The organism is Candidatus Aminicenantes bacterium (genome assembly GCA_026393855.1).
Classification (GTDB): Bacteria; Acidobacteriota; Aminicenantia; order Aminicenantales; family UBA4085; genus UBA4085.
Window position 1 is genome coordinate 35,496 of sequence record JAPKZJ010000020.1, and the last position, 26,270, is coordinate 61,765.

22 protein-coding genes are annotated in these 26,270 nt (G+C 63.5%); 18 read left to right on the forward strand and 4 right to left on the reverse strand.

Translation table 11 applies throughout. The features are described 5' to 3' along the window. Window positions 1–61: 61 nt before the first annotated feature. On the reverse strand, window positions 62–334 hold the full coding sequence (locus tag NTZ26_02640) for a DUF4404 family protein (GenBank protein ID MCX6559390.1): 273 nt from the start codon (window positions 332–334) through the stop codon (window positions 62–64). A 437-nt stretch (window positions 335–771) separates the two neighbouring features. On the opposite strand from NTZ26_02640, the gene NTZ26_02645 reads away from it, so the two are divergent. Beyond that, the gene (locus tag NTZ26_02645) at window positions 772–1,167 is read left to right on the forward strand and encodes a DUF1801 domain-containing protein (GenBank protein MCX6559391.1); all 396 of its coding nucleotides are present in this window, start codon (window positions 772–774) and stop codon (window positions 1,165–1,167) included. Here NTZ26_02645 and NTZ26_02650 read toward each other — a convergent pair. Then, window positions 1,133–2,974 carry a right-handed parallel beta-helix repeat-containing protein gene (locus NTZ26_02650; GenBank protein MCX6559392.1) on the reverse strand — a complete coding sequence of 614 codons (1,842 nt, stop codon included), beginning with the start codon at window positions 2,972–2,974 and terminating at the stop codon, window positions 1,133–1,135. The two genes, NTZ26_02645 and NTZ26_02650, sit on opposite strands and share 35 nt — an antisense overlap. 94 nt (window positions 2,975–3,068) lie before the next feature. Then, window positions 3,069–3,578, reverse strand: a complete 510-nt coding sequence (locus tag NTZ26_02655) for a hypothetical protein (protein ID MCX6559393.1) — start codon at window positions 3,576–3,578, stop codon at window positions 3,069–3,071. A 182-nt stretch (window positions 3,579–3,760) separates the two neighbouring features. On the opposite strand from NTZ26_02655, the gene NTZ26_02660 reads away from it, so the two are divergent. The 7 genes from NTZ26_02660 to alr all read left to right on the forward strand — a co-directional run bounded on the left by NTZ26_02660 (window position 3,761) and on the right by alr (window position 12,362). After that, window positions 3,761–5,758: a TonB-dependent receptor gene (locus tag NTZ26_02660; GenBank protein ID MCX6559394.1), complete on the forward strand. Its 1,998-nt coding sequence runs from the start codon at window positions 3,761–3,763 to the stop codon at window positions 5,756–5,758. 41 nt (window positions 5,759–5,799) lie between these two features. After that, window positions 5,800–6,375, forward strand: coding sequence for a YfiR family protein (locus NTZ26_02665; GenBank protein ID MCX6559395.1), 576 nt, complete (start codon window positions 5,800–5,802; stop codon window positions 6,373–6,375). Next, window positions 6,372–8,270 carry an ATP-binding protein gene (locus tag NTZ26_02670; protein ID MCX6559396.1) on the forward strand — a complete coding sequence of 633 codons (1,899 nt, stop codon included), beginning with the start codon at window positions 6,372–6,374 and terminating at the stop codon, window positions 8,268–8,270. The genes NTZ26_02665 and NTZ26_02670 overlap by 4 nt, the downstream gene beginning before the upstream one ends. Beyond that, window positions 8,248–8,628 carry a response regulator gene (locus tag NTZ26_02675; protein MCX6559397.1) on the forward strand — a complete coding sequence of 127 codons (381 nt, stop codon included), beginning with the start codon at window positions 8,248–8,250 and terminating at the stop codon, window positions 8,626–8,628. The genes NTZ26_02670 and NTZ26_02675 overlap by 23 nt, the downstream gene beginning before the upstream one ends. Next, window positions 8,625–10,169 (forward strand): response regulator, encoded by a 1,545-nt coding sequence (locus NTZ26_02680; protein MCX6559398.1) that lies wholly within the window; start codon window positions 8,625–8,627, stop codon window positions 10,167–10,169. The genes NTZ26_02675 and NTZ26_02680 overlap by 4 nt, the downstream gene beginning before the upstream one ends. Window positions 10,170–10,291: 122 nt before the next feature. After that, on the forward strand, window positions 10,292–11,215 hold the full coding sequence (locus tag NTZ26_02685) for a M20/M25/M40 family metallo-hydrolase (protein ID MCX6559399.1): 924 nt from the start codon (window positions 10,292–10,294) through the stop codon (window positions 11,213–11,215). 10 nt (window positions 11,216–11,225) lie between these two features. Beyond that, entirely contained in the window at window positions 11,226–12,362 is a 1,137-nt protein-coding gene (gene alr, locus NTZ26_02690; GenBank protein ID MCX6559400.1) for an alanine racemase, read from the forward strand. 6 nt (window positions 12,363–12,368) lie between these two features. Here the strand turns inward: alr and NTZ26_02695 are convergent, their stop codons facing one another. After that, complete coding sequence (locus NTZ26_02695; protein MCX6559401.1) at window positions 12,369–13,487, reverse strand: coproporphyrinogen-III oxidase family protein; 1,119 nt, start codon at window positions 13,485–13,487, stop codon at window positions 12,369–12,371. Window positions 13,488–13,664: 177 nt separating this feature from the next. Here NTZ26_02695 and NTZ26_02700 point away from each other — a divergent pair, with 177 nt between their 5' ends. The 10 genes from NTZ26_02700 to NTZ26_02745 all read left to right on the forward strand — a co-directional run bounded on the left by NTZ26_02700 (window position 13,665) and on the right by NTZ26_02745 (window position 26,237). Continuing rightward, window positions 13,665–15,086: a TolC family protein gene (locus tag NTZ26_02700; GenBank protein MCX6559402.1), complete on the forward strand. Its 1,422-nt coding sequence runs from the start codon at window positions 13,665–13,667 to the stop codon at window positions 15,084–15,086. Continuing rightward, a complete protein-coding gene (locus NTZ26_02705) occupies window positions 15,079–16,173 on the forward strand; it encodes an efflux RND transporter periplasmic adaptor subunit (protein MCX6559403.1) in 1,095 nt (364 codons plus the stop codon). The genes NTZ26_02700 and NTZ26_02705 overlap by 8 nt, the downstream gene beginning before the upstream one ends. Window positions 16,174–16,179: 6 nt before the next feature. Beyond that, window positions 16,180–19,248: an efflux RND transporter permease subunit gene (locus NTZ26_02710; GenBank protein MCX6559404.1), complete on the forward strand. Its 3,069-nt coding sequence runs from the start codon at window positions 16,180–16,182 to the stop codon at window positions 19,246–19,248. 102 nt (window positions 19,249–19,350) lie between these two features. Beyond that, complete coding sequence (locus tag NTZ26_02715) at window positions 19,351–20,385, forward strand: YncE family protein (GenBank protein ID MCX6559405.1); 1,035 nt, start codon at window positions 19,351–19,353, stop codon at window positions 20,383–20,385. 362 nt (window positions 20,386–20,747) lie between these two features. After that, window positions 20,748–22,238 carry a threonine synthase gene (gene thrC, locus NTZ26_02720; GenBank protein MCX6559406.1) on the forward strand — a complete coding sequence of 497 codons (1,491 nt, stop codon included), beginning with the start codon at window positions 20,748–20,750 and terminating at the stop codon, window positions 22,236–22,238. 16 nt (window positions 22,239–22,254) lie between these two features. Beyond that, window positions 22,255–23,439 (forward strand): cofactor-independent phosphoglycerate mutase, encoded by a 1,185-nt coding sequence (locus NTZ26_02725; GenBank protein MCX6559407.1) that lies wholly within the window; start codon window positions 22,255–22,257, stop codon window positions 23,437–23,439. A gap of 95 nt (window positions 23,440–23,534) precedes the next feature. After that, window positions 23,535–23,783, forward strand: coding sequence for a ribbon-helix-helix protein, CopG family (locus NTZ26_02730; protein MCX6559408.1), 249 nt, complete (start codon window positions 23,535–23,537; stop codon window positions 23,781–23,783). Continuing rightward, window positions 23,780–24,187: a putative toxin-antitoxin system toxin component, PIN family gene (locus NTZ26_02735; protein ID MCX6559409.1), complete on the forward strand. Its 408-nt coding sequence runs from the start codon at window positions 23,780–23,782 to the stop codon at window positions 24,185–24,187. The genes NTZ26_02730 and NTZ26_02735 overlap by 4 nt, the downstream gene beginning before the upstream one ends. 234 nt (window positions 24,188–24,421) lie before the next feature. Then, window positions 24,422–25,405, forward strand: a complete 984-nt coding sequence (locus NTZ26_02740) for a 6-bladed beta-propeller (GenBank protein ID MCX6559410.1) — start codon at window positions 24,422–24,424, stop codon at window positions 25,403–25,405. Window positions 25,406–25,673: 268 nt separating this feature from the next. Then, a complete protein-coding gene (locus tag NTZ26_02745; protein MCX6559411.1) occupies window positions 25,674–26,237 on the forward strand; it encodes a hypothetical protein in 564 nt (187 codons plus the stop codon). Window positions 26,238–26,270: the final 33 nt, after the last annotated feature.

Below are 26,270 nucleotides of genomic sequence, written 5' to 3' on the forward strand. Positions count from 1 at the left end.
GGCTGATAAGCCGAGATCGTTCCGCCGTCTCTATGGAGAGGACCGAATCAAGCGCGCGGGTTTAAATCCCCATATCGCCCAGGGCCTTGAGCAATTGGTTCATCAAGGCCGTAATCGTGGGGTGGGATGCCTCGAAATATTGGACCGAGTCCTGCAGGCTTTCCCGCAAGCGGACATGATGGGCGGGCGGGACGTCGCCGGTGCTCTGAAGGATGCGATGGATGTCGCCGTCTAGCCGCTGGAGCGAATCCCGCGCGGAGTCGTCGACCACCGGGGCGTAGCGCAGCTCGTCGCGCAGTTTGACCAGGGTTTCATTCAGGCTGTCGTTGTCCATGGGTGTGTCCTTAGTCGCGATCATAGCACAAAGCCGCCGGCCGAAGAAAAAGGGATCATCTCCCATCTCCGGGAAACGCGGTTCGGAGTATCGTCCCGGCGGCGCGGGTTCACCACTCCTTTTTACGCCAATCCGCTCGGCGCCTCGGAACTCCGCATTCGAGATCTCCCGGTTTTAGTGACCACCCACTCCGTTTCGATTCCGCTAGATGGTCGCGTGCTCAAACAGCCCTCGGCGGCCGTTGGCTGCCCTCGCGGAGAGGCGTAAAAAGCCGGAACCCGCGCGGTTTCGCCGTTGGCCGACACCCCGAACCGCTGATGTTTCCTGGAGATGGGAGAAGAACCAGAAAAAATCCCCGCCTCGTCATATAATATCCGCGAGGACTCCCAGATAACAGGGAGCCGGCCCGACAACCCGGCGGCCAGCGGAGAAGCGCCATGAAACAATCCCCTGCGAAAGCGAAACCCAAGCGCGGCGGCCCGGCCAAAAGCGTCGACGCCTATCTGGCGGCCGTCCCGGCGAAGGAGCGGGCCGTCCTGCAAAAGCTGCGCGCGACCATCAAATCTGCGGCACCCAAGGCCGAGGAGATGATCAGCTATGGAATCCCTTCTTTCAAACACCAAGGATACTTGGCGGGTTTCGCGGCGTTCATGGCCCACCTCAGCTTTTTTCCCGGCGCCACCGTCAAAGCCTTTAAGGAAGAGCTGAAAGACTACGACACCGCGACGGGGACGGTCCACTTCACGGCCGCCAAGCCGCTTCCGGCGGCCCTGGTCAGGAAGATCATCAAGGCCCGGATCAAAGAGAACGAGGCGCGAGCGGCCAAACCTTGAGCCGGATCCGCCCGGAGCCGGGATTCTCGAACGGGCCGGGCGCGGGGTTCGATTCGGAGCGAGCCTTGGTCCAAAAATCCGTCGCGATCCGAATCGGCGAACCGTCGGCCCGCTCATAGGGCAAGTCGGGGATCGTCGCCCGTCCCAGCAGCGCCGTGGTCACCAGCGGCCGCATTCGCGCCGACCAGGCCGGATCGAAGGCCATCTCTAGATAGAACCCGTCCGGCGCCTCGACCAGCTTGATCGCCGCATCGAAATCCGGCTGGACCAGCGGGTCCGTCTCGAACTTGGAAGGCTTGGCGCCGCCAAGGAAAACATTCCCCTCCATCTTCACGGGCAGCGGGGTTTTATCGTAAGGGGTGAGGTCTCCGCGCTTGGCGAACAGGTTGTTGTAATAGCGGTCGTCGCCGTAGGGATTGTCGTGCATCCCGGCCAGCTCGGTGGAATGGGCCTTGTGGTACGGCGTCTGCCGGGCGTCGAAAGGATTGATATGGAGCGATCCCGCGATGAGGTTGTGGACATAGGCTCCGCCCTGCGAAACATCGAGCAGGGTCCTGGTCGAAAGGAAGATGTTGTTGTCGACCAGGAACGGCCCGTGATCAACCTCGACGAAGAGGTCCTGGTCCAAGTTGTCGTGGAAGAGGTTGCCGGAGACGCGCGTCCCCTGGGCCATCCAGTCCAGCCACAGCCCGCGGATCGCCCGATAGATGTGGTTGCCGCTGATCTCGACGTCGATCGCGGCGTGAAGCTTGATGCCCGCCATCTCGGCGCCGGTGAAGAGCGCCCGGACATGGATATCGTGGATGACGTTGCCGGTGACCGTGCTGAACGCGGCACCCAGGCTGCCGACGATGCCGGCCTGCTCGCAGTGCGAGATGACGTTGTTGCGAACGACGTGCCCGCCGATCTTCGCCTTGCTCCAGCCGTTGGCCAAGGCGCGCTCGATGGTCTTGACGTACCCCTCGGCCGTGTCGCTCGAAGTATTGTCGAATTTGTCGCCGTGCTTGCCGAGCGCGATGCCCGAGCAGATGGAGTGGCTGACAACGTTGTCCTCGATGATCCAGCCCTGGCTCCAGTTCGTCCCGATCAGGCCGACCTGCTCGGCCGTCGGCGGCGCCCAAGGTGTCGCCGCCTGCCGCAGGATGAAGCCGCGGACCGTCAAGTAATTGACGCCCGTCTTTTCGGGATAGAACACCGCCCGGCGGACGTTGATCTCCACGAGCCGGGCGTTGGGGTCGGCCCCTGGAAACTGGGCCCAAATCGTCGTCGCCTCGCCTTCGACCTTGGCAAACCAGAGCGGCGCAGTACCGGCGGGCTTTAAAGCCTCATCCAGGGTCGCCGCCTCGGCCAGCCATTCGCCGTCGAGGTAGACGGCTCCCGTATGATGGGGGCGGCCCTTGGGATCGAACCAGTCGCCGCGGATCAGGTCGGCGTAGGGATTGAACGCGCCGAAAAGGGCGTTCGGGATTCGCGCCTGCCAGGTATCGCCCTGAACCTTGCGCCAGCCTTTGACGATCTCCGAGCCCTTGATCTCGACCCTTTCGCCGGGCGCGGCCCGGAAGACGATCCGCTTGGAGTCGGAGGTGCCGCCGCGAATCGGATTGACGCGCTCGCGATAAATGCCTGCGTGCACGGTGACGATGTCGCCCGGCTGGGCCAGCTCGGCGGCCCGCTGAATGGTACGGAGAGGGGCGGCCGGAGTCCCGGCGTTATGATCCTTGCCGTTGACGGCGACATGAATTTCCGCGGCCAAAACGGCCGACGCAAATAAAGTCAGGGCGGCTAGGCCTACGACGGCTTTTCGCATGACGTCCTCCCGGGAATCGTTTCCGATCGTCCCGGACGATAATGCGCCGCCGCGCCGCCTGTCAAGCCGGCGGACCGACGAGACCCGATCGGCGTCAGCCCATGCCCCCCGCGATCGCTCCGGGATCCACGCCCGTTCCGGGATGCCCGGAATCCGACTCGCGCTTCCAGATCAGCAGCGTCAGCCAGATCACGAACAGCTTGAGGACAAGGGGAAGCTCGTCAAGCATTTTAATCCGGGCTTGACGCGTCAGAATCCCTTCGGGCTCGATCGTGCCGACGACGACGCCCCCCTCCGACAAAACCATGGCCCGGCGCACCGGCGACAAGGCTTTGAGAGTGAACGCCCGTCCTTCAAGCTCGATCTCAAAGGACCGGAGGAGGGCGCTCGGCTTCACGGCCCGAGCCAGGGGCAGCCCCTCCTTTTCAAGGACAAAGGCGCCGAGGAGGCTTTCACGGAACACCCGATACTCGACGTTCCCCGCGCAGACCGCCCCCCGCTCTCGCCAGGACGAAAGCCTCGCCTCTCCCAGGGGTTGATCGGCGTCATCCCGGACGTCGAAATCCCAGGCCAACCAGGCTTTGGGCACGGCGTGCAAAATCATTCGGCTCCTTTCCCGCGTTCCGCCGTCGCCGCGGAAAGCGGACCGGCTTGGGTCCAGGGTAGCTCTTCTTCTTGGCGAACGTCAAGGATCGAACCCGACGCCTTGCGCGGAGGGGTTCAAGGTGATAAGTTATGAGAAATAGGGATCGTACGTGGCGTTCCTAGTCCCAAAGGAGCCCGGCGATGAAGAGTCGTTTTTTAGCCGGCCTGATCGCCTTTGTCGTATTCGCCTCACCTCTCCTCGCCCAAACCAAGGAAAAAACGCTGGACGAGCTTCTCTCGCTCGATATGACCGATCTGGCCAATTTGAAAGTCGTCTCGGCCCTCAAAAGCCTGGAGATGATCAACCGGGTCCCGGCCACCGTGCGCGTGATCACCGCGGAACAGATCCGGGACAACGGGTATTTGACCTTGGAAGACGCCCTCGCCGATCTGCCCGGTTTTCAGTTCCGCAACATCCTGGGCTTCAACAGTTATGCCTTCATCAGGGGCGTGCCCAGCCAGAACAACAAGATTCTTCTCCTGGTCGACGGGATCCAGACCAACGAGCTGAATTCCGGAGGCTACTACGGCGGCGGGCAGTATAACCTGGCCAACGTGGACCGGATCGAGGTCGTCTACGGCCCCGCGTCCGCCCTTTACGGCACCAACGCCGTTTCCGGCATCATCAACATCATCACCCTGGATCCGAAGGACGCCCCGGGCGGCCGGGCTTCCGTCCTGGCCGGCAGCTACCGCACCTATCAAGCGGACGTCCGCTATGCCGCCTATGGCAAGAAGGCGGACTTCGGATTCAGCATCGCGGGCATGCTCAAACGGAGCGACAAGGCGGACCTGAAAGGCGCGGCCGGCGACTTCAACTGGACCGAGAACATGGAGAATTTCGAGAACGACGCCTCGCTCGACGCCCGCGTCCGGTACAAGAATTTCAGCGCCGGCTTGATGTTCCAGGACAAAGACGCCTCTTACGCGACCGCCCAGATGGGCCTCACCGCTCCCGGGATGACGCCGATCAGCGACCACGGCGTGAATTGGCACATCCGATTTCTAAACACCTGGGCCGCCTATGCGTATGATCGGGCCAAGACTTGGTCTATTCGATCTACGGTCTATTACCGGGACACCACCGTCCTTGACGATACGATCCCGATCATCGAGCTTCCGACGTCGGATGCCCCGGGCCGGCAGTCTCGGTATTATCGTCCGAACCACTCGATCGGAAACGAATCCCAGCTTCGCTGGACGCCCGACGCCCGCTGGCGCCTATCGTTCGGCCTCGTCCTGGAGCAGGAGCGTTTGGCCGAGACGATTTCCATCAGCCAAAGCGTGGCCGCGGACATGCGCCCCGCCGTCCCGGCCGCTCCGGATATGTTGACGAACAGCCTGATCAGCCTCTATGCCCAATCCCAAACCTCTCTTTCAAAAACCATCGACCTGTTCCTCGGCCTGCGGCACGACGAGAGCAGCTACTACGGCGCGGTGACGACGCCGCGCCTCGGATTCGTTTTCAACCAGGGCAAGCTGACCACCAAAATCCTTTATATGCAGGCCTTCCGGGCTCCGAAGCCCTGGGATTACACTAACGGCATAGGCAATCCGGACCTGGGACCGGAAAAGATCGCTTCCTGGGAGGCCGCCGGCGGCTGGTCTTTCTCTCCCCACCTCCGGTTCGACGTCTCGGCCTACCACAACCGCCTTTCCAACCTCCTGGTCCGGGAGAGTCAAGGAGATCAATTCCGGTGGATCAACGCCGGCGCTTTAACGACCGACGGATGCGAAACCGGACTGGAATTCCGCCAGGGCCGGCTGAAGGCCTATCTCAACTACACCTACACCCGATCCATAAACGCCCTCGATGAGCAGGCGCCGGAAATCGCCCCCCACGGCGGCAACGCAGGGATTCTCTACGCCTTCACGCCGCGCTTCCGGATCAGCCTTCGCGGCCAATATCTCGGCCGGCGCAAGAACTCCAAGATCATCCCAACCACGGGGAACGATCGGATTGACGCCGCGCTCCTCCTTCACGCGGCCCTGACTCTTTCCCTTCCCTGGGGGATCGACTGTCAGCTCGTCGTCAACAATCTGCTGGACGCCGTCTACTATCACCCCTCCATCCTGCCGCCCAGCCGCTATCGTCAGCCCCAGCGCAGCATCCGGTTGTCCATGGGGTACGCGTTTTGAGGAGAGCGGCCTGGAACGGAGCCGGCGGAGGCCGCCCGCCGGTGAGGAGACGATCGCTCGCCCTCCGCCTCGCGACCGGCCTCGTCTTGTCCGGATGCCTCGCCGGCGGCGCTTTTGGTCAGGCCGTCGGCAACCCGCCCTCTTCCGAATACGACGTCAAAGCGGTCTTTCTCTACCATTTCACCCGGTACGTCGCATGGCCGGAGGACGCGCCCGCCGAGGCCGTCTCAATCGTCGTCTTCGGCGAGAGCGAAATCACGGCTCCGTTGCTGGAGATCGCCAAGAAAAAGACCGTCGGCCCGAAGCCGCTTCTCGTCCGGCAATGCCTCGATCCGACCCAGATAGGCCGCCCCCAGATCCTGTTCATCGCCAAATCCGAGACCGCCCGGCTGGCCCAGATTCTGAAAGAGACGGAAGGGAAGGATGTCCTCACCGTCGGCGAGGCGGCCGGTCTGGCTCGGGAGCAGGGCGTCGCCGTCAACTTCGTGCTGCGGGAAGAAGCCGTCAAGTTCGAGATCAGCGAAAAAGCCGTGAGCAAAACCCGGCTGAAGATCGGGTCGCAGCTCTTGAAGCTGGCCATCCTCGTCGACGCCCGGGAAGGGAAGATCCGGCCATGAAGTTCGAGGATCTGTCCATCAAGAAGAAGCTGATCCTTCTGCCGCTTCTGGTCGCCTTCGCCGTCTTGGCCCTGTCCGCAGGTTTCAATGTTATTAATGAAGCGCGCGCCTCCCGCGCGGCTATCCGGGCCAAGCTGACCTCCTTGGCCGACATGCTCGGCACCAACTGCACCTCGGCTTTGAATTTCCGCGATCCCGCGGACGCCGCCAAAACCCTTCGGTCCCTGGCCGCCGAAACCGCCGTGACCCGGGCCTGGATCTTGGACGGAACAGGCCTTGTCTTTGCGGAATACGGCAGGCCCGTTCTCGGGGGAACCCTCCCCCGGGCCGAGGCGGGCGACTTCGAGGCCAGGCGGGGCCGGACCTACACGCTGTCGCGCCGGATCGTCCAGGATAGCGAACGGCTTGGGACGATCGTTTTGCGCTACGACTTGGGCGAGGACCAAAAAAGATTGTTTCGCGGCTATCTCCTGGCCGGAGCGGCCTTGGCCGGAGGGATGGCGATCGCCTGGCTCCTGGCGATCCTGGCCCAACGAACCCTCTCGACCCCCATCCTTCGCCTGGTCGATGTCATCGGCCGCGTCTCCCGGACCAACGACCTATCGATCCGCATTCAAGAGCCCCGAAGGGACGAACTCGGCGTGCTCTACCGGGGCTTCAACGCCATGCTGGCCATGATCCAGAACCGGGAAAAGGATCGGGATCAGGCGGAGTCGGCGCTCCGCGAAAGCGAATCCAAGTACCGCACGCTGGTTGAGAACGCCAAGGACGGCATCGTCATCATCCAGGACGACCGCTTCGTCTTCGCCAACTCCAGTCTGGTGGCCATGTCCGAGAGCCCCTTGGAAGAGCTCATCGGAACGCCCTTCCTGCAACACGTCGCGGAGGAAGAGCGGGAGAAGCTGGCCTATTACTATTCCAACCGGCTGCGGGGCGTCGTTTCCGCCGCTATGTATGAGACGATCTTCGTCACCAAGACGGGCCTGCGCATCCACGCCGAGGTCAACGCCGCCGTGATCTCCTTCCGGGGCCGGCCGGCCGACCTGGTCATCATCCGGAACATCAATGAGCGGAAAAAGATCGAAGCGGAGATCAAAGCCCTCAACGAGAGTCTCGAGCGCCGGGTCGAGGAGCGGACCCGCGAGCTGGCGGCGGCCAACGAGCGCCTGATCGAGCTGGACCGCCTCAAGAGTCTATTCTTGGCCTCCATGAGCCACGAGCTGCGCACACCGCTCAATTCCATCCTGGGGTTCACCGGTCTGCTGTTGATGGGAATGTCGGGCGCCTTGTCCGACGAACAGACGCGGCAGCTGGCCATGGTCGAATCCAGCGCCAAACATCTTCTAGACCTGATCAACGAAATCCTGGACATCTCCAAGATCGAATCCGGCCGCGTGGATTTGGATATCGCGCCGTTCTCCGTCGCCGAGCTGACGGAGGAGACCGTCAAGGCGGTAATGCCCCTGGCCAAAGCCAAAGGCTTGGACGTGACGGCGAGCGTCCCCGCGGGCCTGGTCCTGCAGAGCGACCGGCGCCGGGTCAAGCAGGTGTTGATGAACCTGCTGGCCAACGCCGTCAAATTCAGCGAAACAGGCGACGTGCGCGTCGACGCCGGCGCCTCGCCGGACGAGCTCACGATCAGCGTCACCGACCGAGGGGTCGGCATCCGGCCCGAGGATATCGGCAAACTGTTCAATCCCTTCGGGCAGATCGACATGTCCTCGACCAAGCGGTATGAAGGGACCGGATTGGGATTGTATCTGAGCAAGAAGATCTTGACCATGCTCGGCGGGTCCATCGGCGTCAAAAGCGAGTACGGCAGCGGCAGCATCTTCACCTTCAGCCTGCCCCTGCACTGGAAGGAGAATCCTAATGCCGACAGCACTCATCATTGAAGACAACGAGAACAATCTCTACATGATGCGGTTCATTCTGGCCAAGCTGGGCTATGCGGTCTTGGAGGCGAGGGACGGCGCGGCCGGGGTCGAGATGGCCAAGGCCCACCGGCCCGACCTGATCCTGATGGACATCCAATTGCCCGTTTTGGACGGATACGCCGCCACGCGGCGGATCCGGCAGGACGACGCGCTCAAGGCGGTTCCCATCATCGCGGTGACGTCCTACGCCATGGTCGGGGACAAGGAGAAAGCCCTGGCCGCCGGCTGCACGGCCTATGTCGAAAAGCCGATTAACCCACCCGCCTTCATCAAAGTCCTGGAGCGCTTCCGGCAAGCCGGCGGAGAAACCCCATGAACATCCTCATCGTCGACGACCTGGAGGAGAACCGCTATTTCCTGAAATACCTTTTTTCGGGAACGGGCTTTCGTACGGAGGAAGCGGCCAACGGCAAGGCGGCCCTGGACTTCCTCGAGACGGGGACCTGGGATCTGGTCATCTCGGACATCCTGATGCCGGTCATGGACGGGTACCAGCTCTGTCGGCGGATCCGCGCGGACGAGCGGTGGCGGAATCTCCCGTTCATCTTCTACACGGCCACCTACATCGATCAAAGGGATGAGGAATTCGCCATGACCCTGGGGGCCGATCGGTTCTACCGCAAGCCCCTCGATCCGCGAGTGTTAATGAACAACGTCCGCGGGCTTCTGGAGGAGGTCGCTCGGAGCCGGCCCCGGCGGCCGGCCGCGCCGGCGGATGAAGCCGAGGTTCTCAGGCTTTACTCCGAACGCTTGGTTCACAAACTCGAGGAGAAAATAGCCCGTCTGGAGCAGGAGACGGCCCAGCGCAAGCACGCCGAAGAGGCGCTCCGCCAAAGCGAGCGGCAATACCGCCTGATCACCGAGAACACCGTCGACGTCATCACCGTCCTGGATATGAACCTGCGGATCACGTATGTCAACTCCTCGATCGTCCGGCTGCGGGGCTACACGCCGGAAGAAGCCCTGGCCCAAACCCTCGACCAGGTCATGACGCCCGAGTCGAAAGCCCTCGTCTCCGGCATCCTGATCGAAGAGATGGAGCTGGAAGCCAAGGAGGGCGCGGAACCGACCCGCTCGCGCAACGTCGAGCTGGAAGAGTACCGCAAGAACGGGACGACGGTATGGACGGAAGTCAGCCTGTCCTTCATCCGCGACGAGGACCTGCGGCCCACCGGCATTCTGACCGTCTCGCGCGACATTTCCGAACGGCGGCGGGCGGAAGCGAAAATCCAGGCCTCCCTGAAAGAAAAAGAGGCTCTTCTCCGCGAGATCCACCACCGGGTCAAGAACAACATGCAGATCATCTCCAGCCTGGTCAACCTCTCGGCCCGCAACATCAATGACCCAGCTTGTGTGGAGGCCCTGCGCCAGATTCGCCGGCGGGTTCGTGCCATCGCCGCGGTTCATGATAGCCTGTATCGATCGCCGGACTTGGCCCAAATCGACATCGGGAACTATCTGCGCGACATGGTCATCCACTACGCCCAGGCCTACGCCGTGGACTCGGCCCGCATCACCATCACGCCCGAGCTGGAGACGATCGGGCTCCCCATCGAAACGGCGGTCCCGGTCGGGTTGATCGCCGGCGAGCTGATCGGCAACGCCATGCGGCACGCCTTCGCCGATGGCCGGCGCGGCCGGCTGAATATCGGGCTGCGGCGCCTGCCGGACGGCCAAGTCCTCCTGGCCGTCCACGATGACGGTATCGGGGTGCCGCCGGAATTCGACTTGAAAAAAGCGGAATCCATGGGTATGGTCATCGTAAATTCCTTGACCGACCAGATCAGCGGCCGGTTCGAGCTCATCCGCGACGGCGGAACGGAATTCCGGCTCACGTTCCGGGCGCAAAGCGCCTAACGGCCGCGCCCGTATTCTCTTGCCCATGTAGCCCGCGCGCCGCAAGGGACTCCTATAGGGCGAGGAACGGCGATTGACAATCCCGCGGCCCGGTTGTTAGAGTAGACGGCACGAGGTTCGCCATGCACTCCCAAGCCCCCGCCGCCCGCCGCGCGAACGTCCCGCCTTGGCGAACCGCCCTGTTATGCGCCGGGATCGTCTGCCTCGCCGCCTGCATCCCGGTCGTCAAGGCCGTCCTCCGCACTCCGGATGTCGACATCAACGCCCTGGAGAAGGACATCGTGACCAAGCTGGCCGGGCAGGTCGAGATCAAGCCGGGGATCAAGATCGCCGCCCGCGCGGCGATCGAGGACAAAAAGCTGGCCCGCGCCTACCTGATCGAAGTCTGGCAGGGGCTCGGGCTCACCGTCCAGACGCAGGACTACAGCGCCGAGGGACAGAACATCTACGCCGTCGTCGGCCCCGCGGATCCGGCGACGGAGACGATCGTCTTCGGCGCCCACTACGACTCGGTCCGCAACGGGCCCGGCGCCAACGACAACGCCACGGGCACGGCCGCCGTCACGGCCGCCGCGGCCCGCCTGTCGGACCTGAAGCCTCTCACCCGCCGGATTATCTTCATCCTCTTCGACGAGGAGGAGCGGGGCATGCGGGGGAGCCGCGCTTTCGCCCAGAAGCTCAAGGACGAAGGCGCCAAAATCCATTCCGTCCACACCATCGACCAGATGGGCTGGGATAAGGACGGCGACCGGGCCGTCGAGCTCGAGATCCCGTATGACGGCGCGCTCGATCTCTACACGGGCGTCGCCTCGAAGATGACGCCCCCCATCCCGCTCCTCGTGACCAAGGAGGGGGGCTCCGATCATTCGGCTTTCCGACGGCTGGGCTTCAAGGCCGTCGGCCTGACCGAGGAGTATCATCACGACGACACGACCCCGTTCATCCACCGGCCCGGCGATACGGCCGAGACCGTGGACTTCGCCTATCTGGCCAACACGACGGACCTCGTCCTCCGGGTCCTGACCCTCCTGGCCCAGGGCAAGTGAGGCCCCCCCCATGCCCCTCGATGAGATCCGCTACAAGACTTGGGTCGAGATCGACCCGGCCGCCTTCCGCCACAACATCCGCGCCTGCCGGGCCCTGCTCCAGCCGCGCACGGGATTATGGCTCGTCTGCAAGTCGAACGCCTACGGCCACGGCCTCGTGCCGCTGGCGACGATGGGCCAAAAGCTCGGCGCGGACGGCTTTTGCGTGGACAGTGTGGTCGAAGGCAGCCGCCTGCGCGAGTCCGGCGTCACCAAGCCGATCCTGGTGCTGGGGCCGACCCTGCCTTACCTCCTGCCCTCGGCCGCCGAGCATGCTCTCCACCTGACCGTATCGGGATGGGAGGCGCTCGACGCCCTGGCCAAGGCAGCCAAGCGGCCGGGCTATCACCTTAAGATCGACACGGGCATGCACCGGCAGGGCTTCTACCCCGCCGACCTGCCCAAGGCTTGGGCCAAGATCCGCAAGGCCCGGCTCCAGTCCGGACTGGCCGGCGTCTACACGCACTTCATGGCCGCCAAGGACCCCGGGTATCCGGGCTCGGCCCGGGCCCAATATGACGAATTCCGGAAAGCCCTGGCTTTTCTGAAAACCGCCCCCGGCCGACCGGCGCACGTGGTCTCGCACTGCGCGGCCAGCGGCGCGGCGTTGCTCGACCGACGCTACCATCTCGACGCGGTCCGCTTCGGGATTTGCCTCTACGGGCTGTGGCCGTCCAAGGAGCTCGAGATGCGGTTCGGCGGCGAGATGCAATTCCGCCCCGTCTTGTCGTGGCGGAGCATCGTCTCCGAGATCAAGCCCGCCCGCAAGGGGTCCTTCGTCGGCTACGACATGACCGAGCGGCTGGATCGCAACTCGAAGCTGGCCATCATCCCGATCGGCTACTGGCACGGCTACGACCGCGGCCTGTCCGGGAACGGCGAAGTCCTGATCAACGGCCGGCGGGCGCGGGTCCGGGGCCGGATCTCAATGGACATGATCATCGTGGACGTCACCGATGCCCCTTGCAAAGTCGGGGACATAGCGACTTTAATCGGCACAGACGGAAAACATACCGTCACCGCAGCCGAGCTCGGTGTGCGGATCGGCACGACGGCCTATGAGATGCTGACTAGGATCAACCCGCTGGTCAAAAGAATCGTTCTCTGACGCCGGCTAAATCAACCGCGCCAAGATCGCGTTCGAGACGAGCAGGCGCTCCTCGGGAATCCAAATCCGGCTCCCCTCGCCGGCCAACAAGCCGTCTTCTTTGAGCCGTGCGATCGCCGCGCCCGTCGTCGCAGCGAAATCGATGCCGAACCGGCGCTCCAGGGCCGCCAAGTCCACTCCCTCGACCAGCCGCAATCCGGCCGCCATGGCTTCGCGGGCTGACGCCTCTGGCTCGAGCCGAACAATCTCCCGACGCGGATCGCACCCTGCCTCCAGTCCGGCCAGCCAATCCTCCAGCCGATCCGCATTCGTCCATCGTTCGGCCCCGATATGGGACGCGGCCGAAGGACCCAAGCCGAGAAAGGGCTCGTAGCGCCAGTACTTGAGGTTGTGGCGGCATTCGAACCCGGGACGGGCGAAATTCGAGATTTCATATCGACGCAGGCCGAGCGAAGCCAGGCCCCGAGCCAGAAATTCGAAGGCGTCCGCCGCGGCGTCGTCCTCGACCGGGTGCTCCCGCAGGATCGCTTCGAACGGAAGCCCTTCCACGTTTTCAAGCAGATAGACCGAGACGTGATCAGGCCGCAAGCGCGAGACGGCCTCGAGCGTCTTCTCCAGGCCGGCTTGGGCCTCCCCGGGCGCGCCGGCCATCAAATCCAGGCCGAGGGAGAATCCGCTCGAATCCGCGGCTTGGGCAACGTATCGCTCGGCCTCGGCCGCGGTCGCCTCCCGGCCGAGGACTCCGAGGACGGCATCGTCGAAGGATTGGACGCCGACGCTCAAGCGCGTGACACCGGCCCGGGACAAGCCGGAGAACGATCCCGGCCCGATTCTGGTCGAGGGATTAGCCTCCAGGGTGAACTCGAGCGGTTCGAGCCGCAGGCGCTCGCGAAGGCCGTCGATGAGCGGGACCAATTCGTCGGGATCGATAAGCGACGGCGTCCCGCCTCCGAAATACAGCGTGTCGAAGCGCAGGCCGAGCCCTGCGGCGGCCTCGGCTTCTTTGAGGACGCCGGCGGCCCAAGCCAGAGCGCTTCCCCGGTCATAGGAACGGCTGGCGAAATGGCAGTAGGGGCATTTCGCCCGGCAAAAAGGGAAATGGACGTAGAGGCCTGCTTTTTCCATGAGCATTCCCCCGACGGTCATGCCGTGCCGCTTCAGCAACCCGGAGACGGGAGAGAATCTATTATCGCCCCGCCGTCAAGAAAAAGGAAGAAATCGCATCGCCGCTAGTCTAAAATACGCCTACCGGTTCATCGTCCGTTCATGCGACCTCGCATATTTAACGCCAAGGGTGAAAGCGTGAAAAGAGCCCATGCGAGCCTGATTCTTTTAAGCCTCCTCCTGGCCGCCGGCGCCGGCTGTGTCCGTTACACGCCGCGTCCGGTCACGGCGGCAGCGGTCCTGGATGATTTCGAAGCCCGCCGTCTGAATTCGCCCGAATTCGTCGCCTTCCTTAAAATGAACGCGGACCGGGACTGGCCGCCGGCGGCCTGGGACCTGACCGCCTTGACCCTGGCGGCGTTCTACTATCACCCCGACCTGGACGTGGCCCGGGCCCAATGGGCCACGGCCCAAGCCGGCCGGATCACGGCCGGCGAACGTCCCAACCCGACCGGCAGCATCCTGATGGGCTACAACTCCACATCCCCCACTTCCGAGGTCACGCCCTGGATCCCCGAGGCCGCCCTGGAGATCCCGATCGAGACGGCCGGCAAGCGCGGCTATCGCATCGCCCAGGCCAAGAATCTGTCGGAGGCCGCCCGCCTCAACATCCTGTCCGCCGCCTGGGAAGTCCGCAGCCGCCTCCGCCAGGCCTATCTCGAGCTCTACTCGGCCCGCGAGACGGAAGCCCTCCTCGGGCGCCTGCGGGAGGCCCAGGCGGAAAACGTCCGCATCCTGGAGGCCCAGCTTGCCATAGGTGAAGCCTCGCCCTCCGACGTCACCCAGGCCCGCATGGCCTTGGCTTCCAGCCGGCTGGCCGCCCTAGATGCGGCCCAGCAGAGCGCCCAAGCCCGGGTCAAGCTGGCCGATGCGATCGGCGTTCCGGCCGCGGCGCTGGACGGCGCTCCCCTGTCCTTCGACAGCCTGCTCCGCCCGGCCGCCGACCTCCCCGCCGTCGAGATCCGCCGCCGGGCCCTGGTGAACCGGGCCGACATCCTCTCCGCCCTGGCCGAATACGCGGCCGAAGATTCCGCCCTGCGGCTGGAGATCGCCAAGCAATATCCCGACTTGAGCCTCGGTCCCGGCTTCCAATTGGATCAAACGGACGCCAAGTGGTCGCTGGGCCTATCCCTCGTCCTGCCCCTGCTCAACCGCAACAAAGGCCCGATCGCGGAGGCCGAGGCGAAGCGGGCCGAAGCGGCCGCCCGCTTCCAGGCCCTGCAGGCCAAAGTGCTGGGGGAGATCGAAAGCGCGGCCGCCGCGGCCCGCCTGGCCGGGGAGAAGGCCAAGGCCGCCGACGACCTGTGGCGGAACCTGCAGAAGAGCGAGGCCTCGACCGCCGCCCGCTACCAGTTGGGGGAGATCTCCAAGCTCGAGCTCATCGGGTTACGGATCGAGCTGGCCGCCGGCGAGCTGGCCCGGCTGGAGGCGCGGATCAAGGCCCGGCAGGCGGCCGGGGAGCTCGAAGACGCTGTGCAAAGCCCGCTCGACGGCGACGGCTGGGTTCTGAAAACACCGGACCGGCCCGCCGGCCCGGTCAAGGAGCGCAAGGATGAATAAACGACGGACCTGGACCGCCCTTATTCTATTGATCGCGGCCGGACTGGTTGTGGTCTTCCTGATCACGAAAGCCAAGTCCGGCGGCGCCGCAGAAGGCGAAGTCGTGGAGGCTGATGTCGCCGTCCACCTCGGGACCATCCAGCCCGCCACCCTCCACCTCTTGATCACCGCTTTCGGCAAGGTCGAGCCCGAGCCGGCCATGGCCGGCCGCATTCCCGCCGACTCCGAGATCGCCTCGCCGACGGCCGGGATCGTGGCCCGCGTCGAGTGCGTCGAAGGCCAGCGGATCAATCGAGGCGCGGTCCTCTTCCGCCTGGATGGCCGGGTGGCCGAAGTGGCCCTGGAGAAAGCCAAGAAGGCCCTGGCCTTCGCCGAGGACAATTTCGAGCGCCAGAAGAAGCTCCTGCCGGTTGAGGGGACATCGAAAAAAAGCTACCTCGAGGCCGAACAGCAGCTCAACGCGGCTCGGGGCGATCTGCGCGCCGCCGAGACCGGCCTGGCCCTGCTGGCCGTGACCGCGCCGCTTGCCGGCACCGTCGTCAAGATCAACTCCGAGCCGGGCGAGGCCGTCGAGGCCAACACCGTGCTGGCGGTCATCATCGACCTCGACCGGCTGGTGGCCGCGGTCCGAGTCCCCAGCGCGGAAGCGGTCGGCCTCAAAGCCGGACAACCCGTCCGTTTTGAAAACAGCAACGCCGCCGGCGCCGTGACCTACGTCGGCGCCCAGGTCGACGAAGCGACCGACACTCTGCCGGTGCGGATCTCGATCCCGGCCGGGGCCGGGTTCCGACCCGGTCAGTTCCTGAGCGTCCATATCGTCAGCCAGGAGAAGGCCGGATGCCTGGCTGTGCCCGAAGCCGCCGTCATCGCCGATGCTGTGGGCAGCGGGGCCGGGACGATCGTCCTCATCCAGGGCGACAAGGCCGTCCGCAAGCCGGTCAAGCTCGGCCTGCGCGAAGGCGGCCTGATCGAGGTCGAGGGCGAAGGCCTCAAGGCCGGTCTGGCCATCGTCACCGAGGACGCCTACGCGGTCCCGGACGGGGTCAAGATCCATCCCGTCGAAGCCGCGGCCAAGGCAGGCAAATAGCCCGTCATGAATACAAAGACGGCCCTTGGGCAATTCGCCACCCGGCATTCCCTGTCGATCGCCTTCATCTGCCTGGCCCTCTGCCTGGCCGGGGCCTTCACGGCCCTGAACATCTCCTCGTCGGTCTTCCCCCAGACGAACTTCCCGCGCGTCGTCGTGCTCGTCGATAACGGCGTCATGCCCGCCGATGAGATGATGGCCACGATCACCCGCCCGATCGAAGAGGCCATGAAGGACATCCGCGGCGTGGTCACGGTCCGCTCGGCCACGGGGCGCGGAGCGGCCGAGATCAGCGTTTTCTTCACCTGGAACGTCCCGATGATCGAATCGGAGCTCTATGTCCTCAGCCGCTTGTCCCAGATCCGAAGCACTTTGCCGGCGACGGCCGAAACCTCGGTCTTCCGCCTGACCTTCTCGGCCTTCCCCATCATCGGAGTCAGCCTGACCAGCCCGGTCCGCTCGATCACCGAGCTTTGGGAGGCGGCGCGCTACAATCTCAAGCTACGCTTCCTGCGGATTTCCGGGGTCGCCCGAGTCGACCTCGTCGGCGGGCGCAGCCCCGAATACCATGTCATCGTCGACCCGGTCCGGCTGGGCGCGGCGGGGCTTTCGTGGCCCGAAGTCACCGAAGCCCTGATCCGGAACAATTTCGTGGCTTCGGCCGGGATGCACGAGGAGAACCATACGCTTTATTTGACGGTGGTCGACGGGCGCGTCCATTCGATCCCGGACATCGAAAACTTCGTCGTCCGCTCGGCCGCGGGCCATCCCGTCCGGATCAAGGATTTCGCCCGTGTCGAGCGGGGGCCGGAGCCCGTGTTCAACGTGGTCACCGCCGACGGTGAGAACGCCGTTCTGCTCAACGTCCGCAGCCAGCCCGACGGCAGCACCCTGGAGATCGCCAAGCGGCTGCGGGAGGAGCTCAAAACCTTAAAAACCGAGCTTCCATCCGACATGAAGCTGGCCTTCTTCTATGATCAATCCGAGATCGTCCGTTCCTCGGTCGCCAGCGTCTGGGAGGCGATTCTCTTCGGCCTGGCCCTATCCGTGTTCATCCTCTATGCCTTCCTCAAGAACTGGGGCACGACCCTGGTGGCGACGCTGGTCATCCCGGTCACCGTTCTGATCACGCTTCTGTCGATGAAGATCACCGGGCTGACCTTCAACCTGATGACGCTGGGCGGCATCGCCGCGGCCATCGGCCTGGTCATCGACGACGCCATCGTCGTGGTCGAGTCCATCCACGCCAAGCGGACATCCGGGAAATCCCGGTTGGAAGCCGTCCAAGAAGGGCTCGGGGAAATCATCCATCCCTTGATCGGCTCGACCCTGACCCCCGTCGTCGTTTTCATCCCCCTGGCTTTTCTCGACGGGATCACCGGCGTCTTCTTTCGCGCCCTAGCCCTGACCATGGTCGTCTCCCTGCTGATGTCCCTGGTTCTTGCCGTGACCCTGACGCCCTCGCTGGCGGCCTGGCTCATCCGGCCGGGCCGGAAGGAGAGCCGAGTCCCGGCCGGAGAGCTGGGCGGCCCCTGGCTCTCCCGCGTCATCCGCGTCTACGAGGCGGGCGTCCGCTGGGCCTTGCGGCACGCCTGGCCGACCATGGCCGTATGCGGCTTCGTCTTTCTGGCCGGGGTTTTTATTTATAACCGGCTCGACAGCGAATTCCTGCCACCGATGGACGAAGGCGGTTTCGTCATCGATTACTTCACGCCCCCGGGAACGAGCCTGGCGGAAACGCATCGCCAGCTCCTGCAGGCAGAGACGATCCTACGGACGGTTCCCGAGCTGGAAAGCTATTCCCGCCGCACCGGGGCGCGGTTGGCGCTGTCCATCGCCGAGCCGAACACGGGCGATTTCCTGGTCAAGCTGAAGCGCGATCGGCGGAGAAAGACCGAAGACGTCATCTCCGATCTGCGCCGGCGATTCAACGCCCAGCTTCCCGGGATCAACTGGGAATTTCCGGGCATCTTGGGCGACCTCATCGGCGATCTGATGTGGGCGCCGCAACCGATCGAGATCAAGATCTTCTCCACCAATCCGGCCTTCCTCAAGCAAAAAGCGCCCGAGATCGCCGAATCCTTGGGCAAGATCAAGGGAGTCGTCGACGTTTTCGACGGACTTGTCTACACCGGGCCGACGATCAGCCTAAGGGTACGGTCCGTCGACGCATCCCGGTTCGGCCTGACCGCCGAAGACATCACGGCCGCCGCCGGCACGGCTATGCTGGGCCAGACCGCCTCATCCGTGCTGGAGGGCGATCGGGTCGTCGACATCCGGGTCAAGGCCGATCCCAAGCGGATCGAGCGGGTGGCCGGATTGCGCGATCTGCCGATTCGGACGCCCGGAAGCGGCTTGATCAAGCTGTCGCAAGTGGTCGACGTCGTCGAAGAGCCGGGCCAGCTCGAGCTGCGGCGCGAGGATTCGCGGCAAGACGTCGCCGTCACCGCCCGGCTCGAAGGCCGCGACATGGGCAGCGCCATGCAGGAGATCCAGGACACGCTGAGCCGGGACAAGACGATCCCCCCGGGTTCGATCGAATACGGCGGGCTTTATGAGCAGCAGCAGAAATCGTTCAAGAACCTGGTCCTCGTCCTGCTCATGGCCATCTTCCTCGTCTTCACCGTGCTGCTCCTCGAGTTCGGCTCCTTCTACGAGCCGCTGGCCATCGTCTTCGGCGCCGTGCTGGCGCTGTTCGGGACGGTCCTGGCCCTGTGGCTCACCGGCACCTCGCTCAACGTCGTCTCGCTTCTGGGCGCCATCATCGGCATCGGCATCGTGGCCAAGAACGGCATTCTGATGCTCGACTTCGTCAAAAACCTCCGGGCCGAGGGCCTGGGCCTGGCCGAGGCTCTCGTCCGCTCGGGCCGCCGCCGTCTGCGGCCGGTCCTGATGACGTCCCTGGCCGCCGCCCTGGGCATGCTGCCGCTGGCCTACGGCATCGGCTCGGGCGCGGACATGCTCAAGCCGCTGGCGGTCGCCGTCATCGGCGCCTTATGCATCTCGGTCGTGCTCTCGCTGGTGGCCACTCCGACCGTCTACTTTTTGTTCCTACGCTATCGAGATAAAGAATAGGGGGACACCATACATAACCCCCGATCTTTTCTTATTGAGATAGGTGGTTATGTATGGTGTCCCCCTATTTATTAAAGCCGGTCCAAGAAAAAGGAGAACTCGATGACGAAGAAAAGCCTGATCGTGCTCTTTCTGCTGGTTCTGACCGCGACGGGATTCGCCGCGGGTCCAACCTATCGGTTGCTGAAGTCGATTCCGGTCGGGGCCGACGGCGGATGGGACTACCTGTCCGTCGACGCCGCCGCCCGCCGGCTCTATGTCTCGCACGCCACGAAAGTCGTGGTCATCGACATGGACAAGGACGTGGTCGTCGGCGAGATCGCCGACTTACCCGGCGTGCACGGCTTCGCCCTGGCGCCCGAGCTCGGCCTCGGCTTCGCCAGCAACGGCCGGGAGAACAAGGCCTCGATCGTCGACCTGAAGACGCTCAAGACGATTGCCAAGGCCGACACGGGCGAGAACCCCGACTGCATCCTCTACGTCCCCGGTCACGAGGAGGTCTACACCTTCAACGGCCGCGGCCAGTCGGCCACGGTCTTCGAGGCCAAGACGGGCAAGGTGATCGCGACTATTCCGCTCGGCGGCAAACCCGAGTTCGCGGTCTACGACCCGGCCGCGGACCGGATCTACAACAACATCGAGACCAAGAGCACGGTCGTGGCCATCGACGCCAAAACCCATACGGTGGCCGCCGAATGGCCGCTGGCTCCGGGCGAGGAAGCCTCGGGCATGGCCATCGACCTGAAGAGCCACCGGCTCTTCATCGTCGCCGGCAACAAGCTGATGATCGCCATGGACGCCGCCACGGGTAAGATCGTGACCACCGTGCCCACCGGCGACGGCACCGATGCCTGCGTCTACGACGCCGGGACAGGTCTGGCCATGGCCTCTGCCGGAGAGGGCTTCGTGACGATCGCGAGCTACACGGCGCCCGACAAGCTGACGGCCGTTCAGACCCTGACGACGGCCCGGGGAGCACGGACGATGACGCTCGACCCCAAGACGCACAAGATCTATCTCTCCGCCGCCGAGTACGAAGAGGCGCCGGCGCCCGTCGCCGGCCAGCCCGCGCCGCGGCCCAAGATGAAGCCCGGATCGTTCAAAGTGCTGGTGTACGGACCGGGCCGGGCATCATAAGCCCCGCGCCGTTTTTTGGATTCATCTACATCTCCGGGGCCTGCGTCACGATGATCGGACCGGCGGCGCGGGTTTTTCACGCCTTTTTTGCGCTTCTCTTCTCGGCGCCTGCGGAACTCCGCATGTTTGACCTCTCTGATCTGCATGATCACCCACTCCGTATCGTTCCCAATGATCGTCGCGTGCTCAAACATCCCTCGGCGCCCGTTGGGTGCCCTCGAAGAGGTTCGCAAAAAAGTCTAAACCCGCGCGGTTTCGCCGTTGTCCGATCACCGTGCCGCCTGACCATCCCCCGGAGATGGGAGTTGACTCTTTTGACTCACTGCCGGGGGGTGCATTAGAATCGTCCCCCGAGGTCCCTCATGCGCTATATCGGAACCCACGCCAATCACCCCTTCGCCTCCGCCTCCGAGGCCGTCCTGCTGGGCATGGTGCCGCGGGGCGGGCTGTTCGTGCCGGAGACGATCCCCGCCCTCGACGCGGACACGCTGGCCCAGACGTCCTATCTCGAGACGGCCCGCCGCATCATGGCGCCGTATTTCTCCGACTTCACGCCTGCCATCCTAGACGCCTGCCTGCGCAAGGCCTACAACGAGACGACCTTCGACGTCCCCGACGTGGTCGATCTGCGCCCGCTCGGCCGGCGGCGCTTTCTGCTCGACCTCTGGCACGGCCCGACGGCCGCCTTCAAGGACGTAGCACTCCAGCTCATGCCCCAGCTTACGGCCACGGCCAAAACGCTGACCGGCGACAAGACCCACACTCTCATCCTGGTCGCCACCTCGGGCGATACCGGCAAGGCCGCCCTGGAGGGCTACAAGAACGCCGAGGGCATCTCGATCGTCGTCTTCTATCCCCACGGCGGGGTCAGCGAGGTCCAGCGCCTGCAGATGGCCACGACCGACGGCAACAACACCAAGGTCTTCGCTGTCCGCGGCAATTTCGACGACTGCCAGACCGGCGTCAAGGCGCTGTTCATGGACTCGGCCCTGCGCGACTACCTGGCCGGCAACAGCATCAAGCTGTCGACCGGGAACTCGATCAACTGGGGCCGGCTGGCTCCCCAGATCGTTTATTACGTCCGGGCTTACGCCCTGCTCCAAGCGCGCGGCGAGATCCGGCCCGGCGAGGAAGTCGACATCTGTGTCCCAACCGGCAACTTCGGCAACATCCTGGCCGCCTGGTATGCGCGGGCCATGGGCCTTCCGGTCCGGCGGCTCTTTTGCGCTTCGAACAAGAACAACATCCTGACCGATTTCTTTCAGACCGGCGTCTACGACACCCACCGCGAGTTCCACCGGACCTCTTCGCCCTCGATGGACATCCTGATCTCGTCCAACCTGGAGCGCTTCCTGTTCGAGCTGACCGGCCGCAACGCCGAGAAGATCAAGACCTGGTTCACCGAGCGCTTCCGCAAGGGGGTCTTCGAAGTGGACGCCGAAACCAAGACGGCCATGGACGCGTTGGTCGTGCCGGGCTGGGCGGACGAAGCCCGGGTTTTTGCCGAAATCAAGAAAGTCTATGAGGAAACGGGGCGGATCATCGACACGCATACCGCGGTGGCCTCGGCTGTATCGCGGGACAGGGGGGCGGCCGACGGGCCGGCCGTGATCATCGCCTCCACCGCCAGCGCCTTCAAGTTCGGAAGCGACGTCCTGGCCGCCATCACCGGCAAGGCCGAGCCCGACGAATTCGCGGCCATCGAGCGGCTGAGTGAAATCGCCGGCGAGCCGCCGCACCGGGCGGTGCGCGGCCTCAAGGAACGGCCCGTCCTGCACGACAAGGTCCTGACCATCTCGCAGATGCGCGAGGCCGTCATCGGCTTCGCCGACGGCTTGAGCGGCCGGGCCTGAGCGAAAGGAATCCCCCGTGAAATACGCCTTTCTCGTCGGCGACGGCATGGCCGATTATCCCGTCATCGAGCTCGGCGGGCGGACCCCGCTCGAGACCGCGGCGACGCCCAACATGGACAAGATCACCCGAATCGGCCGCATCGGCCGCGTCCTGACGGTACCGGCCGGCCTGCCGCCAGGAAGCGACGTGGCCAACCTCTCGCTGCTCGGCTACGACGCGGCGGCGAACTTCGAGGGCCGCGGCCCGATCGAGGCGGCCAGCATCGGAGTCGAGCTCGACGCGGCCGACACGGCCTTCCGCTGCAACGTGGTCACTCTGCGCGACGGGCTGATGGACGACTACTCGGCCGGCCACATCAACAGCGAAGAATCGCGGCCGATGATCGCGGAGATCCAGGCCGCGCTCGGCACCGAAACGATCAAGTTCGTACCGGGCATCAGCTACCGGCATCTGACCATCATCCGCGACTTCCCGCGGGGGCTCCAATGCACGCCGCCACACGACATCAGCGGCAAGCCCTGGGAGCCGCACCTGCCGAAGGGGCCCGGGCAGAAGATCGTGCTGTCGCTCATGGAGAAGGCGCGCCCGATACTGGCCGCCAGCGAAATCAATAAAAAGCGCATCGCCGCCGGCAAGAAGCCGGCCACGGATATCTGGCCCTGGGGCCAGGGCCGAGCCATGAAGCTGGCCACGTTGCGCGAGCGCTACGGGCTGACCGGCTCGGTCATCTCGGCCGTGGATCTGGTGCGGGGGCTGGGCGTCCTGGCCGGGCTCAAGGTCCGGATGGTGCCGGGCGCCACGGGCTACCTGGGAACGAACTATGCCGGCAAGGTGGCCGCAGCCAAAGAAGCCTTGATGAGCGAGGATTTCGTCTATCTTCACGTCGAGGCGCCCGACGAAACCGGCCACGAAGGCGACGTCCACAAGAAGATCCAGGCCATCGAGGAATTCGACAAATACATCGTCGGGGAGATACTCGCCCTACGCAACGTGATTCCCGACCTGCGGATCATCGTCGTCCCCGACCATGAGACGCCGGTCTCAACCAAGACCCACGCCGGCGGACCGGTCCCCTACGCCGTCTGCGGCCCCCTGGTCGTGCCGGGCGCGGCGGCCGTCTACACCGAGCGGGAAGCCGCCTGGGCCCCGGTCGAGCCGGCCGTGGACCTGTTCGAGCGCTTCATTCGCGGCAGCTGGTAAGGCCGCAAACCGACGTACCGACAATGGACTCGAACTCTTGACGTCTGGATATCTCTGATATATTGTATATACATTGAACCATTATAGAGATATCCATGTCCGACCAAATGCTCCTCCGCATCGACCCCGAGCTCAAAGCCAAGCTCGACCGCCTGGCGCGGGCCGAAGGGAAGTCTTCTTCCGGCATGGTCCGCGAGCTGATCGCCAATTACGTTAAAGAGCGGGACATCGGCGGCTATATTGACGGACTTTGGGATCGGGTCGGGGCCAAGCTCAGGGCCAAAGGCGCCGGACTCGATAAAGTCGGCCAAGCGATCAAGGACGTGCGCCGGCGGCGGCCATGATCGTCGTCCTAGACACCAATGTCTTCATCTCTTCCTTCTTCGGAGGAAACCCGCGCCGGATCATCGATCTCTGGAAATCAGGCCGACTGACAATCGGCCTATCCCCCGCTATTTTAGAAGAGTACGTCGAAGTCCTCGGGCGATTGGGCTTAGCCAACGAACCCGAGCTCAAGGAAATCCTTGAGCTTCTCGCGGGTGGCGCCGGGATTCTTTTCACGGCTAATCCCCCGGAGTTGAGGGTCGTGAAAGACGATCCCGACGACGACAAATTCATCGCCTGTGCCGCAGCCCTCAAAGCCGACATCGTCGTCACCGGGGACAAAGCCCTGCGCAAGGTCGGCTCGTTCGGCGGGATTCGGATCCTGACTCCCGCGGAGTTCCTGAAAGCAATAGATATCTACTAATCCTCATCGCCGTATTTTCGAGTCAGGATAAGAGCGCACCAGAGCCACTTCAAAAAAAAACAGCTGTGGCATAATCGTCTCCTATGAGAGGGGACCATGAATAAAGCTTTCGTTCCGCTAATCGCCGGCGTTCTATTTTCGATGACTTCGCCGGCTCTACCCCAGACAATCGTCGAAAATCCGGCCAAGCCCGATAACCCGCGTGCCGGACGCGTCGTCAAGCTCGAAGAGGTCATGCGGATCGAGGACACGGGGAAAGATTTCTATATCAAAGCCGCTTACGGCCTGAAAGCGGCTCCCGACGGTTCGGTTTTCGTCCGGGACGGACAGGATCAGCTACTCCAATTCGATCCCCAAGGACGTTTCATCCGCAACCTTATGAAGAGGGGCCAAGGGCCTCGCGAGATGACCGGCATTTCGGATTTTCTCGTAACTGTAGACCAGATCATCCTTTTTGGAAATCCGCCCAAGCTCCTGGCCTTTGATCACTCCGGCAATTTCATCAATGAAATTGGCCTTCAATCGGTCGCTCGCGGCCCTATGAAGCTGATCCTCGCCTCGGGCAAGGGATTCTTCTTCTCTCGCAGCGGGCGCCCCGATCCGAAGGCCGGGTCGGGCTGGCAAGACATTCCTCAAGAAATCGTGAGCATCTCCTTAAACGGAGAGAAATCCGAAACCCTCGGAAGCTTCGCGACGCCGGCCCATGTCAATGTCATCCCTTCCGGCGGGATCAGCATGACCGGTTTTCTAAGCATGCTTTATGCGCCATTGGATGCTCATTCCATTGCTCTTTCTCACACCTCGGAGTACCTCGTTAAAGTATTTGATATTGAAGCTCGCGCCTGCCGAACAGCCTTCCGCCGGTCATACGAGCGGCAGCGACGGGAATCCACCGAAGCCGCGGGCGGCGTACGAGGTTCGGGGGTCACACTGATCGATCTTCCTCCCTTCTTGAACGACATCTCGCGAATCCATGCGATCGACGGTCGCATCTGGATTCAGACCTCGACGACGGATCCAAAGAAAGGCATCCTCTTCGACGTATTTACGACCGAAGGGAAGCTCATCGATCAGTTTTTTTTGAAATGGACGAACAGCGATATTAAGCCCAACGCCTCCGGAAAGGCCTTCGTCTTCTCCGGCGGCCATGTCTATTTCGACGACCGGACCGAGGACGACCTGGTCGTCATCCGCAAGTGTCGAATGATCGGGCTTTAAGCATTAGGACAGCCGATCGGCCGACCACCGCAGGGCCTGGGTTTCTGATATAATAGGAATAGGACTTCGTATCCAGTCATGGTCAAAAATGCCGCCCTCCTTCGGAAATTCGAGCGGGGCTACGTCCGGGCGGAGAAGCCGAACCACCGGCAGGCCCTAAAAATCGCGGCCGCTCTACACACAGAATTCTCCTCTCTCGAAAGATGGTCCAGCCGTGATCCTCTGGACGGGATCGACGTTAAAATCCGTATCGCCAAAGCCGTCAATCATGTTCGAACGACTCCTCGGCAAAATCGCGGCCGCGCTCAACAAACATAAGATCCCCTATATGGTCATAGGGGGCCAAGCCGTACTTGTCTATGGGGAGCCCAGGGCGACGAAAGACATTGATGTCACCTTGGGCCTGGGAATCGAAGGCTTGCCCCGTCTTCTCGACGTCCTTAAAGCCGCGAAATTCCGCTGTCTTGTCCCCGATGTCGAAGACTTCGCCAAGAAAACGATGGTCGTTCCCGCCCTTGATCCCACCTCAGGGATCCGGATCGACTTCATTCTTTCTTTCTCTGAATACGAGCGGACGGCCATCGGCCGCGCCCGCCGGATTAAAGTCGGCCGCGCCTTCGTCAGCTTCGCGTCTTTGGAAGACCTGGTCGTCCACAAGATGGTTGCGGGACGGCCGAGGGATATAGAAGATATCGAATCCGTCCTCCTGAAGAATCCGCATTACGATGCGGCTTTCATACGCGAACGCCTTAAAGAGTTTGACATTGCGCTCGATTCGGATCTTTCCAGCCGGTTTAAAATGATCGAAAACGGCCTCCGCGCTGCCCGTTAATGTCTTGTCAGGCAACACTTCAGCCTTTCATAG

Excerpts from the sequence above, each read along its gene's own strand:
- NTZ26_02660 (MCX6559394.1), top strand. The coding sequence starts at position 3,761 with ATGAAGAGTCGTTTTTTAGCCGGCCTGATCGCCTTTGTCGTATTCGCC.
- thrC (MCX6559406.1), top strand. The coding sequence starts at position 20,748 with ATGCGCTATATCGGAACCCACGCCAATCACCCCTTCGCCTCCGCCTCC.
- NTZ26_02650 (MCX6559392.1), bottom strand. The coding sequence starts at position 2,974 with ATGCGAAAAGCCGTCGTAGGCCTAGCCGCCCTGACTTTATTTGCGTCG.
- NTZ26_02640 (MCX6559390.1), bottom strand. The coding sequence starts at position 334 with ATGGACAACGACAGCCTGAATGAAACCCTGGTCAAACTGCGCGACGAG.
- NTZ26_02745 (MCX6559411.1), top strand. The coding sequence starts at position 25,674 with ATGTTCGAACGACTCCTCGGCAAAATCGCGGCCGCGCTCAACAAACAT.
- alr (MCX6559400.1), top strand. The coding sequence starts at position 11,226 with ATGCCCCTCGATGAGATCCGCTACAAGACTTGGGTCGAGATCGACCCG.
- NTZ26_02685 (MCX6559399.1), top strand. The coding sequence starts at position 10,292 with ATGCACTCCCAAGCCCCCGCCGCCCGCCGCGCGAACGTCCCGCCTTGG.
- NTZ26_02705 (MCX6559403.1), top strand. The coding sequence starts at position 15,079 with ATGAATAAACGACGGACCTGGACCGCCCTTATTCTATTGATCGCGGCC.
- NTZ26_02695 (MCX6559401.1), bottom strand. The coding sequence starts at position 13,487 with ATGGAAAAAGCAGGCCTCTACGTCCATTTCCCTTTTTGCCGGGCGAAA.
- NTZ26_02675 (MCX6559397.1), top strand. The coding sequence starts at position 8,248 with ATGCCGACAGCACTCATCATTGAAGACAACGAGAACAATCTCTACATG.
- NTZ26_02645 (MCX6559391.1), top strand. The coding sequence starts at position 772 with ATGAAACAATCCCCTGCGAAAGCGAAACCCAAGCGCGGCGGCCCGGCC.
- NTZ26_02735 (MCX6559409.1), top strand. The coding sequence starts at position 23,780 with ATGATCGTCGTCCTAGACACCAATGTCTTCATCTCTTCCTTCTTCGGA.
- NTZ26_02740 (MCX6559410.1), top strand. The coding sequence starts at position 24,422 with ATGCGGATCGAGGACACGGGGAAAGATTTCTATATCAAAGCCGCTTAC.
- NTZ26_02715 (MCX6559405.1), top strand. The coding sequence starts at position 19,351 with ATGACGAAGAAAAGCCTGATCGTGCTCTTTCTGCTGGTTCTGACCGCG.
- NTZ26_02670 (MCX6559396.1), top strand. The coding sequence starts at position 6,372 with ATGAAGTTCGAGGATCTGTCCATCAAGAAGAAGCTGATCCTTCTGCCG.
- NTZ26_02655 (MCX6559393.1), bottom strand. The coding sequence starts at position 3,578 with ATGATTTTGCACGCCGTGCCCAAAGCCTGGTTGGCCTGGGATTTCGAC.
- NTZ26_02680 (MCX6559398.1), top strand. The coding sequence starts at position 8,625 with ATGAACATCCTCATCGTCGACGACCTGGAGGAGAACCGCTATTTCCTG.
- NTZ26_02710 (MCX6559404.1), top strand. The coding sequence starts at position 16,180 with ATGAATACAAAGACGGCCCTTGGGCAATTCGCCACCCGGCATTCCCTG.
- NTZ26_02730 (MCX6559408.1), top strand. The coding sequence starts at position 23,535 with ATGTCCGACCAAATGCTCCTCCGCATCGACCCCGAGCTCAAAGCCAAG.